Source organism: Streptomyces rubellomurinus (genome assembly GCF_000961885.1).
GTDB classification, from domain to species: domain Bacteria; phylum Actinomycetota; class Actinomycetes; order Streptomycetales; family Streptomycetaceae; genus Kitasatospora; species Kitasatospora rubellomurina.
In genome coordinates this window covers 144,003-168,657 of sequence record NZ_JZKH01000003.1, presented here as the reverse complement: position 1 = coordinate 168,657, position 24,655 = coordinate 144,003, and the positions used below count along the sequence as shown (strand labels likewise).

Annotated in this window: 22 protein-coding genes; 10 read left to right on the top strand and 12 right to left on the bottom strand. The window is 73.9% G+C overall.

The annotated features are described in order from the left end of the window. Positions 1–98: 98 nt before the first annotated feature. Entirely contained in the window at positions 99–575 is a 477-nt protein-coding gene (locus VM95_RS03020; protein ID WP_052706598.1) for an ATP-binding protein, read from the bottom strand. Between the two features lie 590 nt (positions 576–1,165). Between VM95_RS03020 and VM95_RS03015 the strand changes: the two genes are divergently transcribed. After that, positions 1,166–1,879, top strand: a complete 714-nt coding sequence (locus VM95_RS03015; RefSeq protein WP_063773437.1) for a sigma-70 family RNA polymerase sigma factor — start codon at positions 1,166–1,168, stop codon at positions 1,877–1,879. Beyond that, positions 1,876–3,078 carry a zf-HC2 domain-containing protein gene (locus tag VM95_RS03010; protein ID WP_045692385.1) on the top strand — a complete coding sequence of 401 codons (1,203 nt, stop codon included), beginning with the start codon at positions 1,876–1,878 and terminating at the stop codon, positions 3,076–3,078. The genes VM95_RS03015 and VM95_RS03010 overlap by 4 nt, the downstream gene beginning before the upstream one ends. A gap of 15 nt (positions 3,079–3,093) precedes the next feature. Here VM95_RS03010 and purU read toward each other — a convergent pair whose 3' ends face one another. Both purU and VM95_RS03000 read right to left on the bottom strand, forming a co-directional pair. Beyond that, entirely contained in the window at positions 3,094–3,960 is an 867-nt protein-coding gene (gene purU / locus VM95_RS03005; protein WP_045692384.1) for a formyltetrahydrofolate deformylase, read from the bottom strand. 121 nt (positions 3,961–4,081) lie between these two features. After that, entirely contained in the window at positions 4,082–4,597 is a 516-nt protein-coding gene (locus VM95_RS03000; RefSeq protein ID WP_078859545.1) for an SCO4402 family protein, read from the bottom strand. Between the two features lie 177 nt (positions 4,598–4,774). Between VM95_RS03000 and VM95_RS02995 the strand changes: the two genes are divergently transcribed. Further along, the gene (locus VM95_RS02995; RefSeq protein ID WP_045692382.1) at positions 4,775–6,073 is read left to right on the top strand and encodes an ABC transporter substrate-binding protein; all 1,299 of its coding nucleotides are present in this window, start codon (positions 4,775–4,777) and stop codon (positions 6,071–6,073) included. 69 nt (positions 6,074–6,142) lie between these two features. Here the strand turns inward: VM95_RS02995 and VM95_RS02990 are convergent, their stop codons facing one another. Next, positions 6,143–7,297 (bottom strand): chromosomal replication initiator protein DnaA, encoded by a 1,155-nt coding sequence (locus tag VM95_RS02990; RefSeq protein WP_052707105.1) that lies wholly within the window; start codon positions 7,295–7,297, stop codon positions 6,143–6,145. 159 nt (positions 7,298–7,456) lie between these two features. Next, positions 7,457–8,833, bottom strand: a complete 1,377-nt coding sequence (locus VM95_RS02985) for an NsdA family TPR-like regulatory protein (RefSeq protein ID WP_045692381.1) — start codon at positions 8,831–8,833, stop codon at positions 7,457–7,459. 352 nt (positions 8,834–9,185) lie between these two features. Here VM95_RS02985 and VM95_RS02980 point away from each other — a divergent pair, with 352 nt between their 5' ends. Beyond that, entirely contained in the window at positions 9,186–9,899 is a 714-nt protein-coding gene (locus VM95_RS02980) for a bifunctional DNA primase/polymerase (RefSeq protein ID WP_078859544.1), read from the top strand. 469 nt (positions 9,900–10,368) lie between these two features. Here VM95_RS02980 and VM95_RS02975 read toward each other — a convergent pair whose 3' ends face one another. Next, on the bottom strand, positions 10,369–11,061 hold the full coding sequence (locus VM95_RS02975) for an iron-dependent transcriptional repressor DtxR (protein WP_045692380.1): 693 nt from the start codon (positions 11,059–11,061) through the stop codon (positions 10,369–10,371). A gap of 219 nt (positions 11,062–11,280) precedes the next feature. On the opposite strand from VM95_RS02975, the gene VM95_RS02970 reads away from it, so the two are divergent. The 3 genes from VM95_RS02970 (at position 11,281) to VM95_RS02960 (ending at position 14,006) form a co-directional block, all read left to right on the top strand. Next, positions 11,281–12,045 (top strand): sugar isomerase domain-containing protein, encoded by a 765-nt coding sequence (locus tag VM95_RS02970; RefSeq protein ID WP_045692379.1) that lies wholly within the window; start codon positions 11,281–11,283, stop codon positions 12,043–12,045. Positions 12,046–12,221: 176 nt separating this feature from the next. Then, positions 12,222–13,127 carry a DUF4231 domain-containing protein gene (locus VM95_RS02965; RefSeq protein ID WP_052706596.1) on the top strand — a complete coding sequence of 302 codons (906 nt, stop codon included), beginning with the start codon at positions 12,222–12,224 and terminating at the stop codon, positions 13,125–13,127. A gap of 24 nt (positions 13,128–13,151) precedes the next feature. Next, on the top strand, positions 13,152–14,006 hold the full coding sequence (locus tag VM95_RS02960) for an alpha/beta fold hydrolase (protein WP_045692377.1): 855 nt from the start codon (positions 13,152–13,154) through the stop codon (positions 14,004–14,006). Positions 14,007–14,019: 13 nt separating this feature from the next. Here the strand turns inward: VM95_RS02960 and VM95_RS02955 are convergent, their stop codons facing one another. The 3 genes from VM95_RS02955 to VM95_RS02945 are packed head-to-tail and all read right to left on the bottom strand — an operon-like array spanning position 14,020 to position 20,373. Beyond that, positions 14,020–14,985: a 2-hydroxyacid dehydrogenase gene (locus VM95_RS02955; RefSeq protein ID WP_045692376.1), complete on the bottom strand. Its 966-nt coding sequence runs from the start codon at positions 14,983–14,985 to the stop codon at positions 14,020–14,022. A gap of 31 nt (positions 14,986–15,016) precedes the next feature. Beyond that, complete coding sequence (gene fxsT / locus VM95_RS02950; RefSeq protein ID WP_078859543.1) at positions 15,017–19,030, bottom strand: FxSxx-COOH system tetratricopeptide repeat protein; 4,014 nt, start codon at positions 19,028–19,030, stop codon at positions 15,017–15,019. Further along, entirely contained in the window at positions 19,027–20,373 is a 1,347-nt protein-coding gene (locus VM95_RS02945) for a TIR-like protein FxsC (protein ID WP_045692375.1), read from the bottom strand. Before VM95_RS02945 ends, fxsT begins: the two co-directional genes overlap by 4 nt. A gap of 444 nt (positions 20,374–20,817) precedes the next feature. Between VM95_RS02945 and VM95_RS02940 the strand changes: the two genes are divergently transcribed. After that, a complete protein-coding gene (locus tag VM95_RS02940) occupies positions 20,818–21,027 on the top strand; it encodes a DUF397 domain-containing protein (RefSeq protein WP_045692374.1) in 210 nt (69 codons plus the stop codon). 63 nt (positions 21,028–21,090) lie between these two features. Here VM95_RS02940 and VM95_RS02935 read toward each other — a convergent pair whose 3' ends face one another. Continuing rightward, a complete protein-coding gene (locus VM95_RS02935; protein WP_045692373.1) occupies positions 21,091–21,393 on the bottom strand; it encodes a hypothetical protein in 303 nt (100 codons plus the stop codon). Positions 21,394–21,595: 202 nt separating this feature from the next. On the opposite strand from VM95_RS02935, the gene VM95_RS02930 reads away from it, so the two are divergent. Further along, positions 21,596–22,156 (top strand): GNAT family N-acetyltransferase, encoded by a 561-nt coding sequence (locus tag VM95_RS02930; RefSeq protein WP_045692372.1) that lies wholly within the window; start codon positions 21,596–21,598, stop codon positions 22,154–22,156. A gap of 48 nt (positions 22,157–22,204) precedes the next feature. On the opposite strand, the gene VM95_RS02925 is transcribed toward VM95_RS02930, so the two are convergent. Together VM95_RS02925 and VM95_RS02920 are read right to left on the bottom strand one after the other, a co-directional pair. Then, complete coding sequence (locus VM95_RS02925) at positions 22,205–23,122, bottom strand: DUF6891 domain-containing protein (protein ID WP_045692435.1); 918 nt, start codon at positions 23,120–23,122, stop codon at positions 22,205–22,207. Positions 23,123–23,248: 126 nt separating this feature from the next. Beyond that, positions 23,249–23,872, bottom strand: coding sequence for a TetR/AcrR family transcriptional regulator (locus VM95_RS02920; protein ID WP_045692371.1), 624 nt, complete (start codon positions 23,870–23,872; stop codon positions 23,249–23,251). 76 nt (positions 23,873–23,948) lie between these two features. Between VM95_RS02920 and VM95_RS02915 the strand changes: the two genes are divergently transcribed. Beyond that, on the top strand, positions 23,949–24,641 hold the full coding sequence (locus VM95_RS02915; RefSeq protein ID WP_045692370.1) for an NAD(P)-dependent oxidoreductase: 693 nt from the start codon (positions 23,949–23,951) through the stop codon (positions 24,639–24,641). The last annotated feature ends 14 nt before the right edge of the window (positions 24,642–24,655 follow it).

Sequence of the window (24,655 nt, the reverse complement as noted above, 5' to 3'; positions counted from 1 at the left end):
GGATACGTCACGTCAATGGGTTGTCGGAAATTCGGAATGGTTGCGTCACCTTTCGGCCGGGTGATCGTCACCGGCCGCGGGCCCGCGCCCCGGCGGCGCTATTGCGCCAGAGCCGCCCAGTCCACGTCGGCCAGCGGGTCCACCGGACGGGCGTCCGCGCCGATCTCGCACCACACCCGCTTGCCCGAGCCGTCCGGGTACCAGCCCCAGCGCTCGCAGAGCAGCTCGACCAGCTCCAGCCCGCGCCCGTTGGTCGCGTCCTGGTCGGCCCCGGCGTGCCGCGGGGCCGGCGCGCGGGTGCTCGCGTCGGCGACCTCGACCCGCAGCAGGCCGGCCGGTCCGCCACCCGCCGGGCCGTCCTCGACGACCGGCAGGCACAGCCGCAGCACGGCCGGACAGCCCGTGTGCACGACGGCGTTGGTCACCAGCTCGGAGACCACCAGCACCACCGTCTCGGCCATCGGCGCGTCCGGGTCCACCCCGTGGTTCAACAGCCGCGACCGCACCCACCGGCGGGCCCGGCCCACCTCGGCCGGGTCCGCCTGCACCGCCAGCTGCACCTGAAGAACCTGCACCGCTCCACCACCTGCACTCGCAGTTCGGCCATGTCCCGATCGGGCCGGATCGGCCGGCCGGCGGGTCCTCGCACCTCGCCCGGTGCCACCCGGGCCGTCACTTCCGGGCGCCCGCCCGGCCTGCCCGCCCACGTCGGCTCGTCCGCGCCGCCCAAGGCCCGTCTCTTGGCCGCCGCACACCGGCCGCGACACGAACTCGCCTCAGGATGGGCGGGCTGACGGGCCGCAGCAAGCGCTTCGGGCATATTCCAGCGATCGGGGGACAGGGCAGTGCATACTGTCCCGTTCACTCTCGCGAGCTTCGCACCGGCGCTCGTCCGGCCCGGGCCGACCGGCCGGTTTTCCGCAGACCGGAACCTACCGCCGCACACCCCCCGCACCGCCGCCGCCACTCGCGAACCACCCGTGCGACATATGTCCAGCCGATCTCGAACAGCGGCATCGCCGGACCGTCCCACCAGCGGACTGTCCCACCATGTGACGATCCGTGAGAGCCCGTTCCGTTCTTGCCGGATTCCCTCCCGCCGCGGACCGGCCGCAAGATACCGTGGAGTAAGCCAGCGAACCCGGGCAGGAGGGGGTGGTTCCCGATGGCCGCCCCGGACGAGACCCCGCGCTGGGACGAGCGGTTGCAGCGCCGCCTCGCCCGTGGCGAGGAGACCGCGCTCGGCGAACTCTACGACCAGCTCTCGCCGATGGTGCACGGCCTGGCCGGCCGCGTCCTCGGCGACCAGGCCGCCGCCGCGCGGCTCACCCGGGAGGTCTTCGCCCGCGTCTGGGAGCGCCCCGAGGACTTCGACCCCGCCCAGGGCTCGCTGCGCTCCTGGCTCGGCGCGCTCACCCACCGCCTCGCCGTGGAACGGCTGCGGGCCCGGCGCGCCGCCGACCTCGTCCCCACCCGGGCGGCGGGCGGCACCGCCGACGACCCCGCGGCCGCCGAAGCGGCCACCGAGGCCCCCGAGTCCGCCGAGGCGGAGATCCGCGCCGTCGCCGCCGCCGCACGCGCGCAGTACGTGGTCGAATCCCTGCCCGCTCCCCTGCGTGAGACGATCACCGTGACCTACTACGACGGCCGCACCTACCAGGAGACGGCCCGGCTGCTCGGCATCAGCGAGCAGGCCGCCAAGCAGCGGATGCGGCTCGGCCTGGCCCTGCTGGCCACCGAACTGGCCGAGGACGCCACCCGCCCGGACCGGCCCCGCGACCCGGACACCGGGCAGCACCCGGACACCGAGCGACACCCGGACACCGGGCAGGACACCGACTGCGGGGGCCGCCGGCACGAGGGGGACGGGGGCACGTGACGACCACCGACGACCGGCACGACGCCCTGCGCTCGCTGCTCGGCGCCTGGGCCCTCGGCGCCTGCCCGCCGCACGAGGCCGCCGAGTTGGAGCAGCACCTGCGCGCCTGCCCGGAGTGCGCCGAGGAGGCCGCCCGGCTGCGCGAGGCGGCCGGCTGGCTCGCCCTCGACGAGCCGCTGGACCAGCCCGGCTCGCTGCGCCAGCAGGTGCTGGACTGGTGCCTGACCCGCCGCCCGGCCGAACTGCCCGTCCCCGCCTGGGGGTTGCCGTTCGCCGCGGAGACCGCGAAGCTCGACGCGCTGCTGCGCGACCTCGGCCCGCAGGAGTGGCAGGAGGTGGCCGAACTGCCGTGGCACGGCGGTACCGAGCACCTGCGCCCGGCCGAGGTGCTGGGCCACCTGACCGCGGTGGACGGGCTGCTGGCGCTCGCCCTCGGCCTGCCCGACCCCGTCCCGGCCGCCCCGGGCAGCCCGCCCGCCCCGGCGCCGGAGCCCCGGGTGCCGCCGCAGGACGCCGCCGGGCCGTCCCCCGCTCCCCGGGTCCCGCCGCAGGGCGGCCCGTACGCGGGGATCGCGGCGCGCACCGCGCGGCTGGTCGCCGAGCAGGCCGGGCAGCCGCCGGGCGCGGTGCGGGCGCGCTGGCGCCGGCACGCGCACGACCTGGTGCGCAGTGCCGCGCTCGCGCCGCGGGGCAACACCCCGGTCGACCTGGGCTTCGCCGTGCTGCCGCTGCGCGACGCCTTCGTGGACCGCGCGCTGGAGTGCTACGTGCACGGCGAGGACGTGGCCCGCGCGGTCGCCTACCCGTACGATCCGCCGGCGGCGCAGCACCTGCGGCAGATGGTGGACCTGACCGTCCGGCTGCTGCCCGGCGCGCTGGCCGGGCTGCGGGCTGCACGGCCCGAGCACGCGGGCGCCCCGGGCGTCCCCGGTGCCGGTCCGGCCGAGGAGCCGGGCGGGCGGCGGCTGCGGCTGCTGGTCGACGGCCCGGCGGCCGGCGAGTGGCTGGTGCCGCTGGACGGCCCGGAGGCGGGGCCGCCCGGCGGGGAGCCGGTGGCGACGATGGTGCTGGACGCGCTGGAGCTGTGCCAGCTGGCCGCCGCGCACCGCGACCCGGACCGGCTGCCGGTCGGCGCGCACGGCGACCGGGCCGCGGTCCGCGAGGTGCTGCACGCGCTCCCGCTGCTGTCCCGGCCCTAGCCGCCGCTCAGCGCGTCAGGCGAAGACGACCGTCCGGCTCCCGTTCAGCAGCACCCGGTGCTCGCTGTGCCACTTCACCGCACGCGCCAGCGCCTGGCACTCGACGTCCCGGCCGAGCGCGACCAGCTGGTCCGGGCTGACGTCGTGGGTGACCCGGGCCACCTCCTGCTCGATGATCGGGCCCTCGTCGAGGTCGGCGGTGACGTAGTGGGCGGTGGCGCCGATCAGCTTCACGCCGCGGGCGTGCGCCTGGTGGTACGGCTTGGCGCCCTTGAAGCTCGGCAGGAAGGAGTGGTGGATGTTGATCACCCGGCCGGACAGCTCGGTGCACAGCTGGTCGGAGAGCACCTGCATGTAGCGAGCCAGCACGACCAGTTCGACGTCCTCCTTGGCGACGAGGTCGAGCAGCTGCTGCTCGGCCTCGGCCTTGGTGTCCTTCGTGACCGGGATGTGGTGGAAGGGGACGCCGTGGCTCTCGGTCAGGTCCCGCAGGTCGGTGTGGTTGGAGACCACGGCGACGACCTCGACCGGCAGGGCGCCGATCCGGGTGCGGTAGAGCAGGTCGTTCAGGCAGTGCCCGAACTTGCTGACCATCAGGACGATCCGCATCCGCTCGGCGGAGGAGTGGATCTGCCAGTCCATCCCGAAGGAGGCGCCGATCGCGGCGAAGCTGGCCCGCAGCTTCTCGGCGGTGACCGGCTCGGCGGCGGAGAAGTGCACCCGCATGAAGAACAGGCCGCTGTCCGCGTCCCCGAACTGCTGGCTGTCGATGATGTTGCAGCCGGTCATGAAGAGGTAGCTGGAGACAGCGTGGACGATGCCCTGCTTGTCGGGGCAGGACAGCGTGAGGACGTACTGGGCGCTGGCCGGCTGCTGTTCCACTGGGGTAATCCGTCCTTGGTCGTGCGTGCGTGAATGGTCCAGCGTGTCACATTCCGGACGGCCGCCGCCCCGCTGCCCACGAGCTGGACGGGGACGGCGGGGCGGGCGCGGGCGGAAGGGATCAGACCTGGGTGAGGATGCGCAGCACGTCCAGCGACTTGGGCGCCGCGTCCGGGTCGTCCCCGTCGTTGACGGCCAGCGCGACGTGCGCCTCGCGGGCGGCCCGGACGGTCTCCGGCCAGTCGGGGTGGCCGAGGTAGGCGGCGGCCGGGGCGTCCGCGCCGACCTCGTGCAGCAGTCGGACGGCCCGCAGCACCGCGGTGTCCACCAGGGCGGCCTCGGTGGAGTCGCGGAAGATCGCGCCGACGTACTTCTCGGCCGACCAGCGGTCCAGCCAGGTGTCCTCGACCAGTCGGTAGACGGCGTCGGTGACGTCGCCGTAGCCGTCCCGGCCGGTCAGCCAGGCCTCCTGCTGGAAGCCGGGGTCGGAGAGCATGTGCAGCGCGGAGCGCAGTCGGGCACGCCAGCGCCACCAGGGCAGGTCGTTGAGCGGCATACCGCCCATCGTGCTGGAGCGGTGGCCCGGACGAGAAGGGCTTCCGGCAGACCGGTGCGAAGAATTCGTGCTGGCGGACATGAAGAACGATCGTACGTTCCCCGTCCGTTCGTGCTCCACTCGCGATCTACACGCGTACCGACCCGGATTTCAGCTTCCGTTTGCCGAACGTTCGGACTTCTGCCCTCTCGGCGTGCGTCTCCGGGGGCTTGGCTTGTTCCCCGGTGCGCCGGAGGGCGCCCCAGAGAGGGAAGACCGATGACCAGCCGAAGGGACTCGTTCCGGGCCCGTCCCCCGATCGCCCGGCACCGCCGCCGGCCCGCGATCGCCGCCGCCGTCACCACGGCGGTGCTGCTCCCCACCCTCTTCTCGGCCTCCGCGTGCGGCGGACCGGCCGATGCTTCCACGAGTTCCGACCTGGTCGTGATGACCTGGGCGCCGTCCGGCACCGGCGCCGCCGACCGCCCCGGGATGACCGAGCTGGCCGACGCGATCGGCCGGGACGTCAACCTGAAGGGCGGGCTGAGCGGGCGCCGGCTGCGGGTGCTCACCTGCAACGAGCACAACCGGCCCGAGGGCGCCAAGGCCTGTGCCCAGCAGGCCGTGGACGCCAAGGCCGTCGCCGTGATCGGCTCGTACAGCCAGTTCGGCGACGACTTCATGCCGGTGCTGGAGCGCGCCGGGATCCCGCTGATCGGCGGGTACGGGATCTCCCAGCCCGAGTTCTCCAGCCCGCTGTCCTACCCGGTGGACGGCGGCCTGCCGGCGCTGATCGGCGGCAGCGGCCGCCAGCTGGTCGAGGCCGGTTGCAAGGCCGTCGCGCTGGTGCGGCCGGACACCCCGGCCGGCGACGTGCTGCTCGGCTACCTGGGCACCGCGCTCAAGCCGGCCGGGATCAAGCTGCTGGACGTCAAGGCGCCCGAGAAGTCCAGCGACTACACGCAGGTCGCCCGCAAGGCGATCGGCAAGGACGAGCCGGGCAACTGCGTCACCAGCGCCCTGACCGCCGAGCCGACCGGCAACCTGCTGGACTCCTACCGCCGGCTGACCCCGAAGAACACCCGGATCGCCTCGGTGATCGGCAGCGTGCAGCAGTCGGTGGTCGACTCCACCGGCGGCGACAGCGGCCCGCTGGCCGGCGCCATGGTCACCAGCTGGTACCCGCCGGAGTCGGCGAAGATCTGGGACGGGCTGCGCGGCGTGGTGCGCTCCGACACCACCGACGGGCGGCCCATCGACGTGTCCGACCCGGGCGTGCAGACCACCTGGGTCTCGTACGAGGTGTTCCGGGTGGTGGTGGAGAAGCTGACGGCCGCCGGCAAGCCGGTCACCGGGAAGTCCATCGCCGCGCTGCTGGACAGCGGCGAGGGCGTCGACGTCGGCATCACCCCGCCGCTGAACTGGGGCACCACCAACATGCTGCCCAGCAACGAGTCGCCCCGGCTGGTGAACACCTGGGTCACCTACCAGGTGGTCAAGGGCGGGCGGATGGCCCTGCAGCAGCCGGGCTTCGTGGACGTCCGCTGGGTGCTCACCAAGGGCAGGCCCCCGGCATGATCCCGCGCGGGTGAGGGCGGGCGGGCCCGGTCGGGCCCGCCCGTCGCCGTTCCTACAGGTCGCCGTTTCCTACAGGTCGCCGTCGCTGCGGGTGGGCAGGCCGGTCTGGCCGGCGATCGTGTTCCACAGCTGCGAGGCCTGCTTCTTCGCGGTGGTCGCGGTGCCGCTGGAGTTCACCGCGTTCTTGTAGTGCTGGTTGTCCTGCTTCTTCGGGTCGCAGCCGCCCTGCGCGTCCCCCGCCCAGGCCGCGTACTCGTCGTCGGCCTGCGCCGAGGCCGTCCAGGCCGCGTTCAGCTGGTCGACCAGCTGCTGGCCGCCGGGCAGCTTGTCCGTCTTCAGCTGGCTGAGCTTGGTCTGCAGCTCGCGCCGCTTCCCGGCCGCCGCCGTGAGCGCCTGCTGCGAGTCGGGCAGCTTGTCGCACTTCTGCACCGAGGCGACCGCGGACACCACCGAGCTGCGGCTGTCGCTCGCCGTGCCCAGCAGGTCGGACAGCGGCTGCGCCTGCGCCTTCACGGCCGGGTCGACGGCGGCGCCCGAGCCGCCGGTGGCCGTCGGTCCGGGGGCGGCGCTGCTGCTCGCGGCCACCGGGGTGGTCTTCGGGTCGGTCTTCGAGCCGTCGTCGCTCATCAGGACGGCGACCAGGATCCCGGCCGCCGCGCAGCCCGCGACCACGCCGCCGAGGATCAGCTTGTTGGACGGGCGGCCGCCCTTGGGGGGCGGGCCGGCGTAGGTGACGTCGGCGGCGTCCGGCGCGTAGTCCTGGACGGGCTGGACGGGCTGCGGGGGCTGCCCGGGCGCGGCGTAGCCGGGCTGCGGCTGGGCCGGCGGGTAGCCCTGGTAGCCGGGCGCGGCCTGCTGCGGCGGCCCGCCGTAGCCGGGCTGGGCCTGCGGGTAGCCGCCGGCGTGCGGGTCGGCGCCGGGGTACGGCGGCAGGGCCTGCGTCTCCGGCGCCGGCTCGTAGCCGGGCTGCGGCAGGCCGCCGCCCCAGGTGTGCCCGCCGTCACCGAAGTACTCCGGCTGCCCGGACGGGTGCGCGGACGCCTGCCCGGGGGCCTGCCCGACCGGGCCCTGCGGGTGGCCGTACGGGCCCGGCTGGCCCTGCGGCGCCTGCGGACCCGGCTGGGCCGGCTGGCCCGGCTGGCCCTGCTGCTGGCCGGGCTCGGGGCGGAACAGGTCGTCCAGGTTGAAGTCACCCGAGTTGGGATACGAGCGGCGCTGGCTCAACGCGATTCCTCACCTGTGCACGACCGCGCGCTGTCGGCGGACCACACCTCGTCGGTTCTTGGGAGCATCACAGTTCCTTGGACGTCGCGCCCACGCTACCGGTTCGCCTCACCGGGTGACCACGTGGGCGGAACGTTCACGCTCCCTCAGGACCTGCTCTCAGGCGGCCTCCGCATCCGCCCGGGCGTGGAACTCGCGCACCACCCGCTGCTCCCGGTAGGGCTCCAGCCTGCGCCGGAACTCGTCCAGGTACTCGACGCCCCGGTTGGAGCGCAGCCCGCTGAGCAGCCGCACCGCCTGCGCGCCGGTCTCGCAGGCGCGCTCCAGGTCCCGCTGCTGCAGCTGCGCGGTGGCGAGCAGCACCAGGTCCACGGCGCGGCGGCGCACCCGGGTCGGCGGGTGCAGGTCGAGCGCCCGGCGGGCGTAGTGCTCGGCCTGGCCGGCCTGTTCCAGGTCCCGGTGGCAGTGGGCGAGTTCGTCGGCGAGGTAGGCGTCGTCGAAGTGGGCGATCCAGTCCGGGTCGTCCTCCGGGCGGCGCTTCTCCATCATCTCCAGCGCCCTGGCCGACACCGCCTCGCAGGAGCGGGCGTCGCCGAGCAGGGCGTGGCCGCGGGCCTCGGCGGCGTAGAACATGGCCATCGCGGTCGGGGTGGCGACCGTGCGGGCGCCCTCCTGGGCGGCCCGGGCAAGTTGGGCGATCTCGCGCGGGTTGCCGAGGGTGGCCGCGAGGTGGCTCATCGAGGCGGCGAGCACGTAGCCGCCGTAGCCGCGGTCGTCGGCGGCCTGGGCGAGCCGCAGTGCCTGGATGTAGTAGCGCTGGGCCAGCCCCGGCTGCCCGGTGTCCACCGCCATGTAGCCGGCGAGTTCGGTCAACCTGGCCACGGCGGCGAAGAGTTGGCGGCCGGTCTCCTCGCGGTAGGCGCCGCCGAGCAGGCCGGAGACCACCGAGTTGAGGTAGTGCACCACGACCGGGCGCACGTGCCCGCTGCCGAAGCGGTGGTCCAGGTCGACCAGCATCGCGGTGGTGGCCTTGATCGCGGCCACGTCGGTCGGGCCGACCCGGGGGCCGCCGGCGCGGGCGACCATCGGGTCGGGCGGGGTGATCAGCCAGTCCCGGCTGGGCTCGACGAGCGCCGAGGCGGCGACCGTCGCGCCGGTCAGGAAGTCCCGCCGGCCGACGTCGCTGCGCCACAGCTCGCAGACCTGCTCCAGGGCGGCGTTCAGGGTCGGCGCGAACTGCAGCCCGATGCCGGAGCTGAGGTTCTTGCCGTCCGCCATGCCGATCTCCTCGACCGACACGCTGCGGCCGAGCTTGCGCCCCAGGGCCTCGGCGATCACGGCGGGCGCCTGCCCGCGCGGCTGCTGGCCGCGCAGCCAGCGGGCGACGGAGGTCTTGTCGTAGCGCAGGTCCAGGCCGTGCTCAGCGCCGCAGAGGTTGACCCGCCGGGCCAGGCCCGCGTTGGAGCAGCCGGCCTCCTGGATCAGTTGCTGCAGGCGCTCGTTGGGCTGTCGTGCGACGAGTGGTCTCGCGGCCATTGGGCTTCGCCTCCCCACACCCTCCGGTCCCGGCCGGCGGGCGACGATTCTGCTGATCTGTTGCCGACTGTCCGACCGTCCAAGGAATCTGACACCAGGTTAGCGATCAGCAACGCCAGCGGGATACCCACGGTGACGGGCCGCACCCCCCTTGCGCCCTGGGAAATGCTCCCGTGCGCCCCCGCTGCGCCCGGCCCCCGCCGGGCCGCTCGGCCCGGCACCGGCCGGCCGCGCCCCCGCGTCGACCGGCCGCGACCCGGCCGGGTAACCGGATCGGGTGACATCGGCGGACCGCGGTCGACCGGGCCCCGCCCGGCCGTAACCAGCCCCACACACGGTAGTTGAGCAGCGCGTGGACGACATCCCCGACTCCCCCGGATCCCCTGACCAAGGCAAGAACGCCGGCCTGCCCCCGCTGCTGATCGAAGCCGTCAACTACGCCGAGAGCCGCCACTGGGAGGTCACCCCGGGCGCCTGGCTGGTCGACGGCGACGGGCCCGCCCGCTGCTCCTGCGGCGATCCGCGCTGCGCACTGCCCGGCGCCCACCCGCTGGACGCGGACTGGGCCCGCAAGGCGAGCGCCGGCCCCGGCGCGGTGCGGCGCTGGTGGACCGAGCGGCCGCAGGCCTCGATCCTGCTGCCGACCGGCCGCTCCTTCGACGTCCTGGACGTCCCGGAGACGGCCGGCTGCCTGGCGCTGGCCCGGATGGAGCGGATGGACCTCCAGCTCGGGCCGGTCGTGGTGCTGCCCGCCTCGCCGGGGCGGGTCGGCCGGCGGCTGCACTTCCTGGTGCTGCCCGGGGTCGCGGCCAAGCTGCCGGAGATGCTGCGCAAGCTCGGCTGGCCGCCCGGCCGGCTGGACCTGGTCGCCCGCGGCGAGGGGGACTGGACGATCGCCCCGCCGTCCCGGATCGGCTCCACCGGCTACGCCCAGTGGGCCCGCTCCCCTTCCGCGCTCAACCGCTGGCTGCCGGACGCGGCCGAGCTGATCAGCCCGCTCGCGTACGCCTGCGGCCGCGAGGCGCCGGCCCAGCGCCCGCAGCCCGCCCAGCCGGCGACGGTCTGACGGCCGGTCCGGCCCGTCCGGCTCGTTCGACCGGTCCGGCTCGTCCGGCCCGTCCGGCCGATGGCCGCCCTACGCCTATCGGGTGAGGGTGCGTACGGCGCGAAACCCCGCGCCGCGACCGACGGGCCCCGCCTCCCACCGGAGGCGGGGCCCGTCATACGCATGTGCGGATAAGGCCCGGAGATACCCGCTGGTCAGCGGGGGGAAGCCCCTCGTACGAGTGACAGCGCTCAAGGATTGCCATGATCGGCCGAGGGGAGGAATGACGACGTGAGGGGAACGCCGAAGGGGCGCTCGGACGGGGAAGCCGGGCGCGGCGGTGGCGGGGAAACCGGGAGGGACGGAGGGGATCGGGAGGGACGGAGGGGAACCGGAGGGGACCGGGAGGGACGGGGAGGACGGAAAGGCCCGCCGCACGGGGAGCGGCGGGCCTTCTCCGTACCATCGGCCGTCCGACCGGCCGTGCGGCTCAGGCCTGGGCGACGAACACGTGCTGCGCGATGTCCTTGCCCAGCTCCGCCGCGTTGTCCCCGGTGCCGACCAGGACGCCGCCGACCCCGGTGCTCACCTGCACCGTCGAGCCCGGCCGCACCCCGGCCCGGCGCAGCGTGCTCATCAGCTCGGCGTCGGTCTGGATCGGCTCGCCGATCCGGCGGACCACCACGCTGGCGCCCGCGTCGCCCGGCTTGACGGTGTCCAGCGTGACCAGCGCGGCGTCGAAGCCCTCGCCCTCGGCCTTGGTGTCGCCCAGCTCGTCCAGGCCCGGGATCGGGTTGCCGTACGGGGACTGGGTGGGGTGGCCGAGCATGGCGAGCACCTTGCGCTCGACCGTCTCGCTCATCACGTGCTCCCAGCGGCAGGCCTCCTCGTGCACCTGCTCCCACTCCAGCCCGATCACGTCGACCAGCAGGCACTCGGCGATCCGGTGCTTGCGCATGACGCGGACGGCGAGCCGGCGGCCCTCCTCGGTGAGTTCGAGGTGGCGGTCGCCCGCGACCTGGAGCAGGCCGTCGCGCTCCATCCGGCCGACCGTCTGGCTGACCGTGGGCCCGCTCTGCTCCAGGCGCTCGGCGATCCGGGCGCGCATCGGGACGATGCCCTCTTCCTCCAGCTCCAGGATGGTGCGCAGGTACATCTCAGTGGTGTCGATCAGCCCAGACATCGCCGCTGGCTCCGTTCCTCGGTGTCCTCACCGCCAATTCTGACGTACCGCGCCGACAACCGAGCCCGCCCGGGGCCCGCGGGAGGGCTTTTCGTCGCTGTTGACAGCGGCGGCGCCGGGGCGACACGGTGCTCGCCGTAGCTTTCTCCATCGGCGCCCGGGCCCTCCCGCGCGCCCCACCCGGCCGGCTCCCTCACCGGCAGAGAGCGGAGGCAACAGATGAACGACCTGGTCGGCCGGTACTTCGACGCCGCGGTCGCGCACCTCCAGAAGGTCCGGGAGGAGGAGGCCGACACCATCGAGGCGGCGGCCGCGCTGCTCGCGGAGGCGATCGCGGATGGTCACCGGGTGTTCACCTTCGGGGCGGGGCACTCCTCGCTGCCGGCCCAGGACGTGGTGTACCGGGCGGGCGGGCTGGTGCCGATGAACCTGCTGAACGTGCCCGGCATGGCCGGGGTGACGGGGATGCCCGCGCCGCTGGCCAGCGCGCTGGAGCGGGTGTCCGGGCTGGCCACCAGCACGCTCGACCTCACCCCGGCGACCACCGGGGACCTGTTGTTCGTGATCTCGCTGTCCGGCCGCCAGGTCATGCCGGTCGAGCTCGCCCGGTACGCCCGGGACCGCGGGCTGAAGGTGATCGGGCTGACCTCGCTGGCCTACCCCGGCGAGGTGCCCTCGGCGCACCCCTCCGGCACCTATCTGAAGGACCACTGCGACGTGGTGCTGGACAGCAAGATCGCGGTCGGCGACGCCGAGCTCAGCCACCCCGGCGCCGGCACCGGCTTCGGCCCGGTGTCCACGATCGTGACCAGCGCGATCATGCAGGCCGTGGTCGCCGCCGCGGTCGGCCGCCTCGCCGACCTGGCGGCGGCCGGGGAGCGCCCGGCCCCGCCGCTGTTCCGCTCCGGGAACGTCCCCGGCGGCACCGAGTGGAACGCGAAGCAGATGGCCGAGAACGCCGACCGGGTCTACTACTCCTACTAGCGCCGGTGCCGTACGCCCTGATCTGGGCGAATCACCGTGCCTTCCCGGCCATTGCGGGCGGCCCCCGGCCCGGTCAGGCGTACCGGGGAGCCGCCCCGGGCAGGAGAGCGGAGCGGTGCGACCGGAGCGACGGGTGGGGGCCGAGCATGGCGTCTGGGGCTGGACGGACCGGGTGGGTGAGCGAGCGGGAGCTGCTGCCCGGCTTCTTCTGGGCCGCCGACTCGGCCTCGCTGAAGGGCCAGCGCCGCTCGGTGCTGCTCTCCGCCTGGGAGCTGGCCCTGCTGGTGGTCGCCGCCGCGACCGGCTCGGCGGACGGCGAGCCGTGGGCCTGGCCGGCCGCCGTGGCCTACCTGGGCGCGATCACGCTCGCCGTGGTGATCAGCCGGCAGAACCCGCAGGGCCTCTGGTACGAGGGCCGGGCGGCCGCCGAGTCGGTGAAGACCCTGGCCTGGAAGTACGCGGTGCGGGCCGACGCCTACCGGCCGCCGCCGCGCGCCCTGCCCGACGCCGAGGGCCTGTACCGCTTCCAACTCGGCGGCGTGCTGGACGCGTTCCGGGGCAGCCGGGTGATGCCGGAGCCCGAGTCCGAGCCGGTCGGGATCACCGAGGGGATGCGCGAGCTGCGCGGGCGGCCGTTGGCGGTGCGGCGCGAGGTGTACCTGCGCGAGCGCATCCAGGTGCAGCACGACTGGTACCGCAGCAAGGCCCGCTACTGCGCCCGGGCCGGCCACTGGGCCGGGGTGCTGGGGGTGCTGCTGCCGGCGCTCGGCCTGGTGCTGGCGGTGCTGCGGGCGCTCGGCGCGTTCACCTACGACGCGCTGGGCACGGTCTCGGCGGTGGCCGCCTCGGTCACCGCGTGGGCGCAGCTGCGCCAGTACCGTCCGCTGGCCGCCGCGTACGCCCTGGCGGCGGACGAGTTGGAGCTGATCCGACGTCAACTCACCACCCTGGACCTGGCGTCGCCGGACGCCGAGGAGCTGTGGGCCCGGCTGGCCCGGGACGCGGAGGACGCGGTGTCCCGGGAGCACACGACCTGGCAGGCCAGACGGGAGATCCGCACCACCACCGACCGCGAACACTGAGGAGGCAGGCGCGTGGCGTTACGGATGGTGAATGCGGCCGGCGGCCGGGTGCTCGCCGTCGAGTCCCTGGGCGACCCGCGCGGCCGCCCGGTGTTCCTGCTGCACGGCATGCCGGGCAGCCGGGTCGGCCCGCACCCGCGCAGCACCGTGCTGTACCGGCTGGGGGTGCGGCTGATCTCGTACGACCGCCCCGGCTACGGCGATTCGACGCGGCTGTTCGGCCGCCGGGTGTCCGCCGCGGCCGAGGACGTGCGGACCATCGCGGACTGCCTCGGGCTGGACGACTTCGCGGTGCTCGGCCGCTCCGGCGGCGGCCCGCACGCGCTGGCCTGCGCGGCACTGCTGCCGGAGCGGGTGAGCCGGGTGGCGGTGCTGGTCGGCCTGGCGCCGCGCGACGCGGCCGGGCTGGACTGGTACGCCGGGATGACGCCGTCCAACGTGCGCGCCTACCGGGAGGCGGAGCGCGGCCACGAGCAGATCGCCGACGCGATGGAGTTCCGCTCCCGGCAGATCAAGGACGACCCGGTGCGGCTGCTGAACGGGCTGCGCACCGAACTCTCCCCCGCCGACCGGGAGGTGGTGGCGGACAGCGGGCTGCGGGGGATGCTGCAGAGCAACTACCGGGAGGCGTTCCGGCACGGCGCGGACGGCTGGATCGACGACGTGCTGGCGTTCACCGCCGACTGGGGGTTCGACGTCGGGTCGATCCGGGTGCCGACCTGGCTGTGGCACGGCGCGGACGACCAGTTCTCGCCGGTCGACCACTCCCGCTGGCTGGCCGACCGGATCCCGGGCGCCGAGCTGTTCCTGGAGCCCGGGGCGGCGCACTTCGGGGCGTTCCGGGTGATGACCACCGCCCTGGCCTGGGCGGCGGGCTAGTTCAGTAGGGGAGTCAGCCCCCGATCGGGGTGAGCGGCTCGCCGCCGCCGAGCACGGCCAGGATGTTGTCGACGGCGAGCCCGCCCATCGCCTGCCGGGTGCGGACGGTGGCGCTGCCCAGGTGCGGGGCGAGGACCACGCGCTCCTGGGCGAGCAGGGCGGCCGGGACGGCGGGCTCGTGCTCGAAGTTGTCGACGGCGGCGGCGAACAGCGCACCGGAGTCCAGGGCGGCGGCCAGCGCCTCCTCGTCCACCACGCCGGCGGTCATGCTGACCACCACCGCGCCGGGCGGCAGCAGGGCCAGCCGTTCGGCGTCCAGCAGGTGCCGGGTGGCATCGCTCAGCGGGCAGGTGACGACCAGCACGGTGGAGGTCGCGAGCAGGTCGTCCAGCGGCTTCCAGTCGGCGTCCTCGGCCTCCTCGGGCGGCAGCGGGGTCCGGTTGTGGTAGCTGACCGGCATGTCGAAGGCGCGGGCCCGGCGGGCCACCGCCTGCCCGATCCGGCCCATGCCGAGCACACCGAGCGGGGTGCCGGCCAGCTCCAGGCCGAGCATGAAGGTCGGCGACCAGGACCACGGCGTGCCGGAGCGCAACAGCCGCTCGCCCTCGCCGATCCGGCGGGTGGCGGCGAGCAGCAGCGCCCAGGCCATGTCGGCGGTGGCGGTGGTGAGCACGCCGGGGGTGTGGGTGACGCGGACGCCGCGGGCGGCGCAGGCGGCGAGGTCGATGTTGTGGTAGCCGACCGCGTGGTTGGCGACGATCTCCAGCTGCGGGCCCGCGGCGTCCAGGAACGCGTCGTCCACCCGGTCGTCGAGGGTGGTGAGGACGGCCCGCCGGCCGGGCACGGCGGCCAGCAGTTCGGCCCGGTCCATCGCCCGGTCGTCGTCGGGGCAGGTCGCGGCGTACTGGGCGGTGAGCCGGTCGATCACCCCGGGCGCGAGGCGGCGGGTGACCAGGACCGGGGGCGGGTCGATGCTCATGACTCGCGAGCGTACCCGCCCCCTTCCGCCGTCACACCGGCTGCGGCTCCAGGTCCCGGTTGATCCGCTTCCAGCCTCGCGCGGACACCGTGTTGGGGTGTTCCTCACCGAACTGCCGGATCAGCTCGGCGATCGCCCGGGAGCGCAGTTCGGCGGCCTGGGTGTGCCGGCCGGCCGTGCGCAGGGTGATCGCCAGGTTGGCCTCGCAGGCGACGGCGTCCGGGTGCTGCGGCGAGTAGCGCTCGCACAGCCCGGCGTACGCGGTGCGGCCCAGCTGCTCGGCGAGCTGGATCTGCCCGTCGTCGCCGTACGCGTTGGCCAGGTTGATGAGCGCGTTGAGGGTGTACGGGTGGTCCGCGCCGACCGAGGCGGTCAGGCCCTCGACGGTGAGCCGGCCGCGCTCGATGGCCCCGGCGACGTCGCCGCTGCCGCGCAGGTAGATGCCGAGGTTGTTGGCGCAGGCGAGGGTGAAGGGGTGTTCGTCGCCGAAGAGCCGCCGGTGGCCCTCGAAGACGGTGGCGCACAGGTCGCGGGCGGCCTCCTTGTCGCCGGAGGCGCTGTGGTCGGCGGCGAGGTTGAGCGCGCAGGCGAGCGCGTCGGGGGCGTCGGCGCCGTACCGCTCCAGGTAGCGCTCGTAGGTCTCCTTGGTGATCCGGCGGGCCTCGGCGAGCTGGCCGGTGCGGCGCAGCGAGACGGCGAGCGACTTGGCGTTGCGCAGGTTCTCCGGGAGGTCCGGGTCGAGGACGTCGCCGAGGTCGGAGGTGACCTCCTGGAGGAGGTCCACCGAGCCGCGGTAGTCGCCGAGTTCGCGCAGGTCGCGGGCGAGGTTGGACTTGGTGGACAGGGTGTAGGGGTGCTTGGGGCCGAGTACGGCGGTGCGCCGGTCCAGGGTCTCCTGGTCGAGTTCGCGGGCGGCCTGGCTGTTGCCGACCAGCCGGTAGTCGATGGCCAGGTTGTTGGCCATCGACAGGGTGCGCGGGTTGTCGTCGCCGAACAGTTCGCGGAACTGCTCGAGGATCTCCTGGTCGAGGTCGAGCGCGGCCTGGAAGCGGCCGAGCGCCCGGCGGTCGGCGCCGAGCGAGCCGGCCGTCATCAGGGTGTACGGGTGGTGCTCGCCGAGCAGGGCGCGCTGGCGTTCCAGGGTGGACTCGTCGAGGGCCAGCGCCTCGGCGTAGTTGCCCTGGGAGCGCAGCACGTTGGCGAGTTGGAAGCGCAGCAGCAGGGTCTGCCGGTCGTCGTCGCCGAGCTTGCTGGTCCATTCGGCGTCGAGGGCGTGGCCGAGGTCGCGGGCGCGGTCGAGTTCGCCGCGCTTCCACAGGTAGCGGACGCGGTCGATGAGCAGCTGGCGGGTGTCGGCCTCGTCGCAGTTGTGCGCCTTGGAGGGCGACAGGTGCGGCCAGATCTCGTCGAAGGCGGGCCAGTTGGCCGGGTCGTCGGTGTCGCCGAGGACGGGCCGGGCGCCGGTGAGGATGCGGTGCACCTCGTGGACGGCGATCTCCTGCTCGTCGGCGCTCATGCCGGCCCGGATGACGGACTGGACGAGCCGGTGCACCTGGAAGCTGTTGCTGCCGGCGTCGACCTTGGCGAGGGCGTACCGGCCGATCGCCTGGATGACCTTGCCGAGCATGAACTTGTCGCTGAGGTCGGCGTCGTAGCGCACCAGCGCCCGGATCATCTGGTCGCTGTAGAAGAGGTTCATGGAGATCGGCTCGGGCGCGAAGAAGGCGCACAGCTGCAGCAGCCTCACGGCCGCCGGGGACTGCTGGCGCAGCCGGGCGATCGAGACGTTCCAGGTGGCGGCGACCGGGGTCGGGTAGTCGACGGGGCTGCCGACCGCGAGCGCCCGGGCGGCCTCGGCGTGCAGCTGGGCGACGTAGGCGTCGACGGGCGTTCCGGTGGTGTCCAGCCAGGCGGCGGCGACCTCGACGGCCAGCGGCAGGTCGCCGACCGCCTCGGCGACCCGGTCGGCGTCGGTGCGGGAGAGGCTGCGGGCGCGCCGGCACAGGTGCTCGATGCTCTCGCCGCGGGTGAAGACGTCGACCTCCAGCGCCTCGGCGTGCCCGGTCCAGGCCTGGTTGCGGGAGGTGACCAGGATGTGGCCGGAGCCGCCGGGGAAGAAGCGGCGGATCTCGGCGGGCTCGTCGGCGTTGTCGAAGATCAGCAGCCAGCGGGAGGTGGGGGTGCCGCGGCGCAGCGCCTCCCGGGCGGCCTCGGCGGCCTCGGTGACGGAGTCGCCGACGCGCAGGCCGGGCAGCCGGCGGGCGAGGTCGGCGAGGGCGGGGGCGACGAGCTCGGTCTGTTCGGCGTCGATCCACCAGACCAGGTCGTAGTCGGACATGAAGCGGTGCGCGTACTCCAGCGCCACCTGGGTCTTGCCGACGCCGCCGAGCCCGTACAGGGTCTGCGGGGTGGGCAGCACGGCGGCCATGCCGCCGCGCAGCTGGTTGCGCAGCTGTTCCAGGACGGCGGAGCGGCCGGTGAAGGAGGGGTTGCGCGGCGGGACGTCCCAGATGCTGGGCTTGCTGCCGGGGAAGCGCGGTCCGCCGCTGGGGGCGTCGGCGAGGGCGACGTCGCCGCGGCCGAGCGCGCGCAGCAGGCTCTGCACGGACTGCGCCTCGTCGCGGCCGACCAGGTCGACGGGGTTGCGGTTGCTGAACGGCGCGGTGAGCCGGACGTCGCCGACCCGGACGGGCAGCAGCTGGCGGCGGGTGCCGGAGGGGTCGGAGCTGACCACCGACTCCCACAGCGCCCGGGCCTGCGGGGAGCGCTGGTAGGCGGGCGAGAGGACGGCGACGGTGCGGTAGGCGGAGTCGATGCCGCGTTCGGTCTCCTCGCGCGGGTCGGTGCCGGCGCTGAGGTCGCGGGGCAGGACGCGGAAGCCGGCCCGGGTGAGGACGGACTCGATCCAGTCCGCCCACATCCGGTCCTCGGGGACGTAGGAGAGGTAGAGGTCGGCGGGGACGGACGGGCGGCGGCGGGTGAAGGCGTCCACGTAGCGCAGCCGCACCTCCTCGTCGACGGGCGGCAGGCCGCTGACCCGCCCCTCGGTGATCATCGAGGTGAGGCGTTCGCAGGCGGCGAGCATCGAGGTGGGGGTGCCGGTCTGGTCGCCGAAGGTGGCGAGGATCTCCTCGTAGGCGTAGAACGGCCGGTACGGGATCTCCACCGAGCCCCAGTACTGGGCGAGTTCCTCGCCGCCGAAGCCGGACGGCAGGCCGTCGAAGCGGACCCGGGCGAGGGCGCGGCCGGCGTCCGCCTTCTCCTTCTCGCCCTCGTCGATGCGCATCGGGACGGGCAGGATGCGGATGCCGCGCTCGCGGTAGCGGTCGTGGATGTGCTGGGCGATCCGGGAGGCGCCGTCGATGGACTGGTCGCTGAGGGTGAAGCAGACGACGAGGTCGTCGGGCATCTGCACGGTGCAGATCTCGGCGATGTCGGACAGGCCGGTGCGGGAGTCGATGAGCACGTAGTCGTAGCGCTTGGCCATGTCGGCCTTGAGGGCGTCGAAGAACTGCCCGCCGTCGAAGCGGTCGTAGAAGATGTCCCAGTCGAGGTGAGTGACGGCCTCGGAGTAGTCGCGGTTGAACTGCCCGGCGGAGAGGAAGTCCAGGCTGCCGCCGGCCGGGAAGTGCGGCCAGGACAGCGAGATCGCGTGCGGGTGGACCCGGGCGAAGTCCAGGTGCCAGCCCTCGGCGTGCTCGACCGGGCGCAGCGCCTCCTCCCGGTACTCGGCGATCAGGTCCATCATGCCGGTGGTGCCGGCGAGGGAGGCCGGGTCGAGGAAGGGGTGGAAGAACTTGGCGAGGCCGGGTGCTTCCAGGTCCCAGTCGACGGTGAGGACGCGGAAGCCGTTGGCGGCGAGGATCCAGGCGGTGTTGGCGAGCGCCATGGTGCGGCCGGTGCCGCCCTTGTAGGAGTAGAAGGTGATGATCCGGCCGTTGCGGTCGTGCTCGGCGGCCTCGCGTTCGGCCTGCCGCTCGGCCTCGCGCTGGGCGACGAGTTCGGCGGCGCCGATGCGGAAGTTCCTGGTGCGGTTCTCGCTCATCGGGGTCCTCGTCCTCCCAGGGGCGCCGTCCCGTTCTCGGGGTCATCGCCGTCGTCGCGGTACGGGTCGTCGTCGTGGGCGTGGGGGGCTGCTCCGGGTGGTCGGAAGGCGTCCCGCAGGCTCGGGCGGGGCGGGGCCGGTTCCTCGGGTTCGGCGCGGGTGCGGCCCTCGAAGGCGTACTTGGCCTTCATCGCGACCCGGGGCAGCGCGTCGTCGAAGTCGTCCAGGGTGTGCAGCCCGGTGGGGCCGGTGGCGCCGAGGAAGCTGGGGCGGCTGGCGCGGCGGTTGATGCGCAGGGCCTGGTCGCTGAGGTCGGTCAGTTCGGTGTCGCGTTCGGCGCACTCCGGGTCGTCGGCGTTCCACGGTTCGAGGACGCCGACCCAGGTGGCGTCGGAGCGGTCGAAGCGGCGGACCAGTTCGCGCCGTTGCGGGTCGCGCAGCGCCCAGCGGTCGAGCAGCAGCAGGCCGGGGGCCTCGGCGTTGCCGTCGATGATCGACTCGACCTCGTCGTCGAACTCGTGCACGGTCGGCTGGAAGCCCAACTGCCGGGCGAGGCGCACCGCGTGCTGGGCGATCGGTGAGCCGGCCGGGCGGTAGGGGTGCCAGTCGGTGCGCCGGGCGCCGTAGAAGTCGGGGTTGCGGTCCGCCGGCAGCTCGCCCTGGTGGTAGGCGAGGACGGAGATCCGCAGCTGCTTGGTCGGGGCGCTGACGTTGAAGGCGCTGGGGAGGGCGTTGAAGTCGAGCCGGCGCCCGACCGGGATGACGGTTTCCTCGGCCACCTGCACGATGCGCGCGGCGAGGCGGTGCACGGCGAGTTCGTAGGCGGAGCGGAAGTAGGTGAGCTTCATCAGGGCGTACAGGCCCTCGGTGGCGTAGTCCGGCCCGAACCCGGCGTGGTTGAACTGCAGTTCGCTGGCCACCTTGGGCAGCCGGTAGCGGCTCATCGGCGCCCACAGGACGGGGACGATGCCGCTGGTGCGCTCGGCGTCGATGGTGGCCGGGTAGACCGGGCGCCGGGTGAAGGCGTGCCACTCCTGGCCGCACGGGACGCTGTTGAAGTAGCGGGGGGAGTAGAGGGGCACGAAGACGCGGCAGGTCGCCAGCTCGGCGGAGAGGCGTTCCGCCCAGAGTTCGCCCTGGTGCATGGACTCGTCCATGAACCCGACCGGCACCCCGCCCGGCAGGGTGGTCAGTTGCAGCACCGCCTCGGACAGGTCCCGGAACAGCTGCCGCACCCAGTGGTTCGGATCGCCCGCGCCCCGCGCACCGGCTTTCGGGGTGTGCGCGTAGGAGAGGAAGAAGTACGGCCGGGCGTCGTCCTCGTCCCAGCCACGGTCGTTCACACGCGCCTCCCCCGGGCCCGTAGGCAACCTGGTTCCCGCAGCCCCCGTGCGGCGGGGCTTCAGTGTAGGAACGACTGACGCCCCAATGGAATAGCACATCGACCGGTACGAATTGACATGACCGAAACGACCGCCTCGGGCGGCCGGGCCGGACTTTCGACGGACCGGTCACATGGTTTGACGAATGATCAATTCCCACATCGGCCGCGCCGACACCTCCGGCTCGGCCTCACCGTCCACGACGAGAAGCCATGCGCCCAGCCCCGGCCGGGAGAAGTCGTGGTCGTCCCCGTGCAACACCGTCACCGCGCGCGGCGCCGACGCCTCCAGCGCCCGCGCGAGCGTCGCCCTGCCCGCACCCGCGCCCCCCGGTCGACGTCACCGGCATCCGCGCCCCCGCTGCCGCATCATGGACCCCGCACCCACGAAGGAAAGGCAATCACGGTGACCAAGGACCTGTCCCACCTGGAGTGGCAGAAGCCCAGCAGCGTCGACGAGAACACCCCGAACTACCTGGAGATCGCCTCCGAGGGAGACAACGTCTACATCCGCGAGAACACCAACCCGGGCCTGGTCGTCACCACCACCCGCCGCAAGCTCGACGCCTGGATCAAGGGCGCCAAGGCCGGCGAGTTCGACCACTTCATCGCCTGAGGCCGAACGCCCCTCCTCGTGCCCCCGGCGCGCCGCCGGGGGCACGAGGACGACCGCCCGGGTTCAGTCCTGGAAGGTCCACTCGTTCGTCACGTCGAGGTTGCGGAACACCGGCGGCCCGTCGCACAACCCCGCCGCCTGCGCGGCGAATTCGGTCGTCTCCGGGCGGTCGGAGTTCTCCATCGCCTTCTCGTACGACGGGAACTCCACGATGTTCAGGTACACGTTCTCGCGGTCGCGGTCGCGGGTCTGCAGGGACCACGTCGCCAGGCGCCGGCCCGCGTTCCTCTCGACCCAGCTGTCCAGCAGGGCGTTGAACTCGTCGATGCGACTCGTCTTGTATTCGATGATCTGAACGAACTTCACGGTCCAGCCTCCTCGGTTCCAGCGGCACGGCAGCCGACTGCTCGCGCCAGCGTCGGTCAGGGGCGGGCGACGGGCGAGGAGCCTCGCCGGGGTCGGGCGGGTCTCCCCACCCGCCGGGGAGCGGAGGACCGCCGTACGGACGAGCCGGTGGTACGGGAATATCCGGTGGCATCGCCCCGGACCCCACGGCGAAGATCGCGTCATGCCTGCCTTCCTCGAAACCGACCGGCTCACCCTGCGCCCGTTCACCGAAGCCGACGCCGACCACCTCTTCGCACTGGACAACGACCCCGAGGTGATGCGCTTCATCAACGGCGGCAAGCCGACCGCCCCGGAGACCGTCCGGGCGAAGGTCCTGCCCCGCCTCCTCCACGACCACCCCTGCACCGGCACCCGCGGCTTCTGGGCCGCCGAGGAGCGGGCCACCGGCACCTTCCTCGGCTGGTTCGAGTTCCGCCCCCTCGACGACCGCTCCCCCGCCGTCGTCGAACTCGGCTACCGCCTCAACCGGGCCTCCTGGGGCCGGGGTTACGCCACCGAGGGCTCCCTCGCCCTGATCGACAAGGGCTTCACCGAGCTCCGCACCGAGCGCGTCACCGCCAACACCATGGCCGTGAACTCCGGCTCCCGCCGCGTCATGGAGAAGTCCGGCCTGACCTTCCTCCGCAGCTTCTTCGGCGACTGGCCCGACACCATCCCCGGCTCCGAGCACGGCGAGGTCGAGTACGAGCTGACCCGCGCCCAGTGGGAGCAGCGCCGCTGAGCCCGTGCGCAGGAAGTCGGCCCAGCCGACTTCCTGCGCACCACGTCCCTACCCGACCAGGCGGCGGCGCCAGTCCAGCGGCGTCACGGTGATCGCCCGGGACGGGTCACCGTTCCACTCGACGGGCAGGCCGACCGCTTCCACCGCGGCCACGACCTCCCGGCCGATGGCCGCCGTGGTGCCGGCCGAGCCGTCGAAACCGCCGTAGAGGAGCGTCAGGCCGTGCCCGGCGGCGGCGGAGTCCGTGCACTGGGCGTGGAAGTAGACGAAGCCGCGCGCGTCGGGCCCGCCTTCGGCGCCGATCTCGCCCTGGCCGCAGCCGCGGCAGCAGGTGAAGTTCTCGCGGGCGGTGATCCCGGTCCCCTCCAGCGCGGCGAACGCGCGGGTCAGCCGCTCGGGGTCGGTCTCGCCCTGCCACGCGGCCTGCTCCTCGACGCGTTCCAGCCACAGCCGGTCGGCCAGCACCCGCGCCTGCTCGCGCGAGACCGGGCGGCGGTCCTCGGTGACCAGGTGCTCCTCGGCCAGCTCGGCCAGTTCGGCGCGCGAGGCGTAGCCGCCGACCAGCACCTCGCGCACGCGCGCCTCCAGCTCCGCGCGCTCGTCCTCGGCGAGGTCGAGCGGCGGCACCTCGCCGACTGGTCCCAGGTCCAGCGGCGACCAGTCCACCCCGGCGCCCCAGCCGTCCGCGCGGGCGGCCCAGCCGGCGAGCACCGCGATCACGGCCTCCGGGCCGTCGACCCTCGCCTCGAAGTGCCGGTCGGCGGCACCGTCGCGGTGCTCCAGCGTGTAGTCGCCGCCGGCCTCGTGCCACACCTGGGCGAAGACATCCGGCAGGTCGGGTACCCGCTGCAGCACCAGGAACCGGTCGCCGTCCGCACCGATCCGCCGGACCAGCCCGGCCAGTTCCTCGGCGGACACGCGGACGCGCCGCTCCCGGTTCTCCGTCTCCACCACGATCTCCAGCACGATCTCCAGCATGCGCAGACTCTGGCACACCCCTCTGACGGCCTGCTGGGCGGCTGGTTCGAGGACGGCGAGGGCAACCTGATCGGCCTGTTCCGGCGGCGGCAGGACCCGCCCTGCCCGGCCCCCCTACGCGGGAAGTCGGCCCGTCCTCCGTCCCGCGTCGCGCGGCCTCGGGGCCAGCGCCGCGCGCAGCGCCGGGGTGAGGATGCGCCGGGCCTCGGAGGGGCTGAGGGCGGCCGGGGTGGGCAGGGGGTTGAGGTAGCGGGTGTAGATGAGGCCGCCGAGGACCGTCACCACGGCCGTGGCGCGGGCGGTCGCGTCCCGGCCGCCGAGGAATTCACCGAGCCGGGCCAGCAGCTCGCGTTCCAGGTACTCGCGGATCACCTCCGCGGCCTCCACGCCCTGCCCGGTGAGCCGGCGGAACTCGGCGTCCTCCCACAGCCCCGTCACCGCGTCGACCAGGCGCTCGGGGAGGGTGGCCGGGTCGCCGCCGAGGACGGCCTCCACCGCCAGCGCGTCGGCGCACTGGAACTGCATGACCTCGGCGAACAGGCCCTTCTTCGAGCCGAAGTGGTACGCGATCAGCGCCGCGTCGACCCCGGCCGCCCCGGCCACCGCGCGCAGCGTGGTGCCCCGGTAGCCGCGCTCCAGGAACAGCGCGCGGGCCACCGGGACGATCGACTCGCGGGTCCGCGGGTTGCCGCGGGGACGGCCCCGGGGGCGGGCGGGGGCGGGGGCGTCGTTATTCATCGGCGTTGAGCCTGCTTCGCGTGGTCGGCACAGTCAAGGGCGTTCCGCCAGCCACCCGAACGGATGAACCCACACCATGCGCATCGCAGTCTTCGGCGCCAACGGGCCGACCGGCCGCCGGCTCACCGACCAGGCCCTCGCCGCCGGCCACGAGGTCGTCGCCGTCACCCGCCGCGCCGGTTCCCTCGCCGCGCGGCCCGGCCTCACCGTGGCCGTCGCCGACGCCACCGACCCGGTCGCCGTCTCCGCCGCCCTCGACGGTACCGACGCCGTCCTCTCCGCCCTGGGCGCGCGCTTCAGCAAGGACACCATCACCACCTACTCGGCGAGCGCCACCGCCATCACCGGGGCCATGGCCCACCACGGCATCGAGCGGCTGCTCGCCGTCAGCTCCAGCATCGCCGACCCGCACTGGCGCCCCACCGGCGCCCACTTCTTCAACCACGTGCTCGACCCGCTGGTGAACCGCCGCCTCGGCCGCACCCTCCACGAGGACATGCGCCGCATGGAGTCCCTGATCCGCGCCACGGACCTGGAGTGGACCCTCGTCCGGCCCTCGGGCCTCTTCGACCACCCCGCCGTCACGGCCTACCGCACCGCCGAGACCAGCGCGGACGGCGTCTTCACCGCCCGCGCCGACCTGGCCGCGAGCATGCTGCGCGAGCTCGCGGAGCGGCGGTACGTCCGTACGGCCATGGGCGTCATCACCACGGCCGTGAAGCCGAATATCGCCAAACTGATCTGGAACGAGGGCATGAAGAAAAAGTGAACGGATCCATTTCC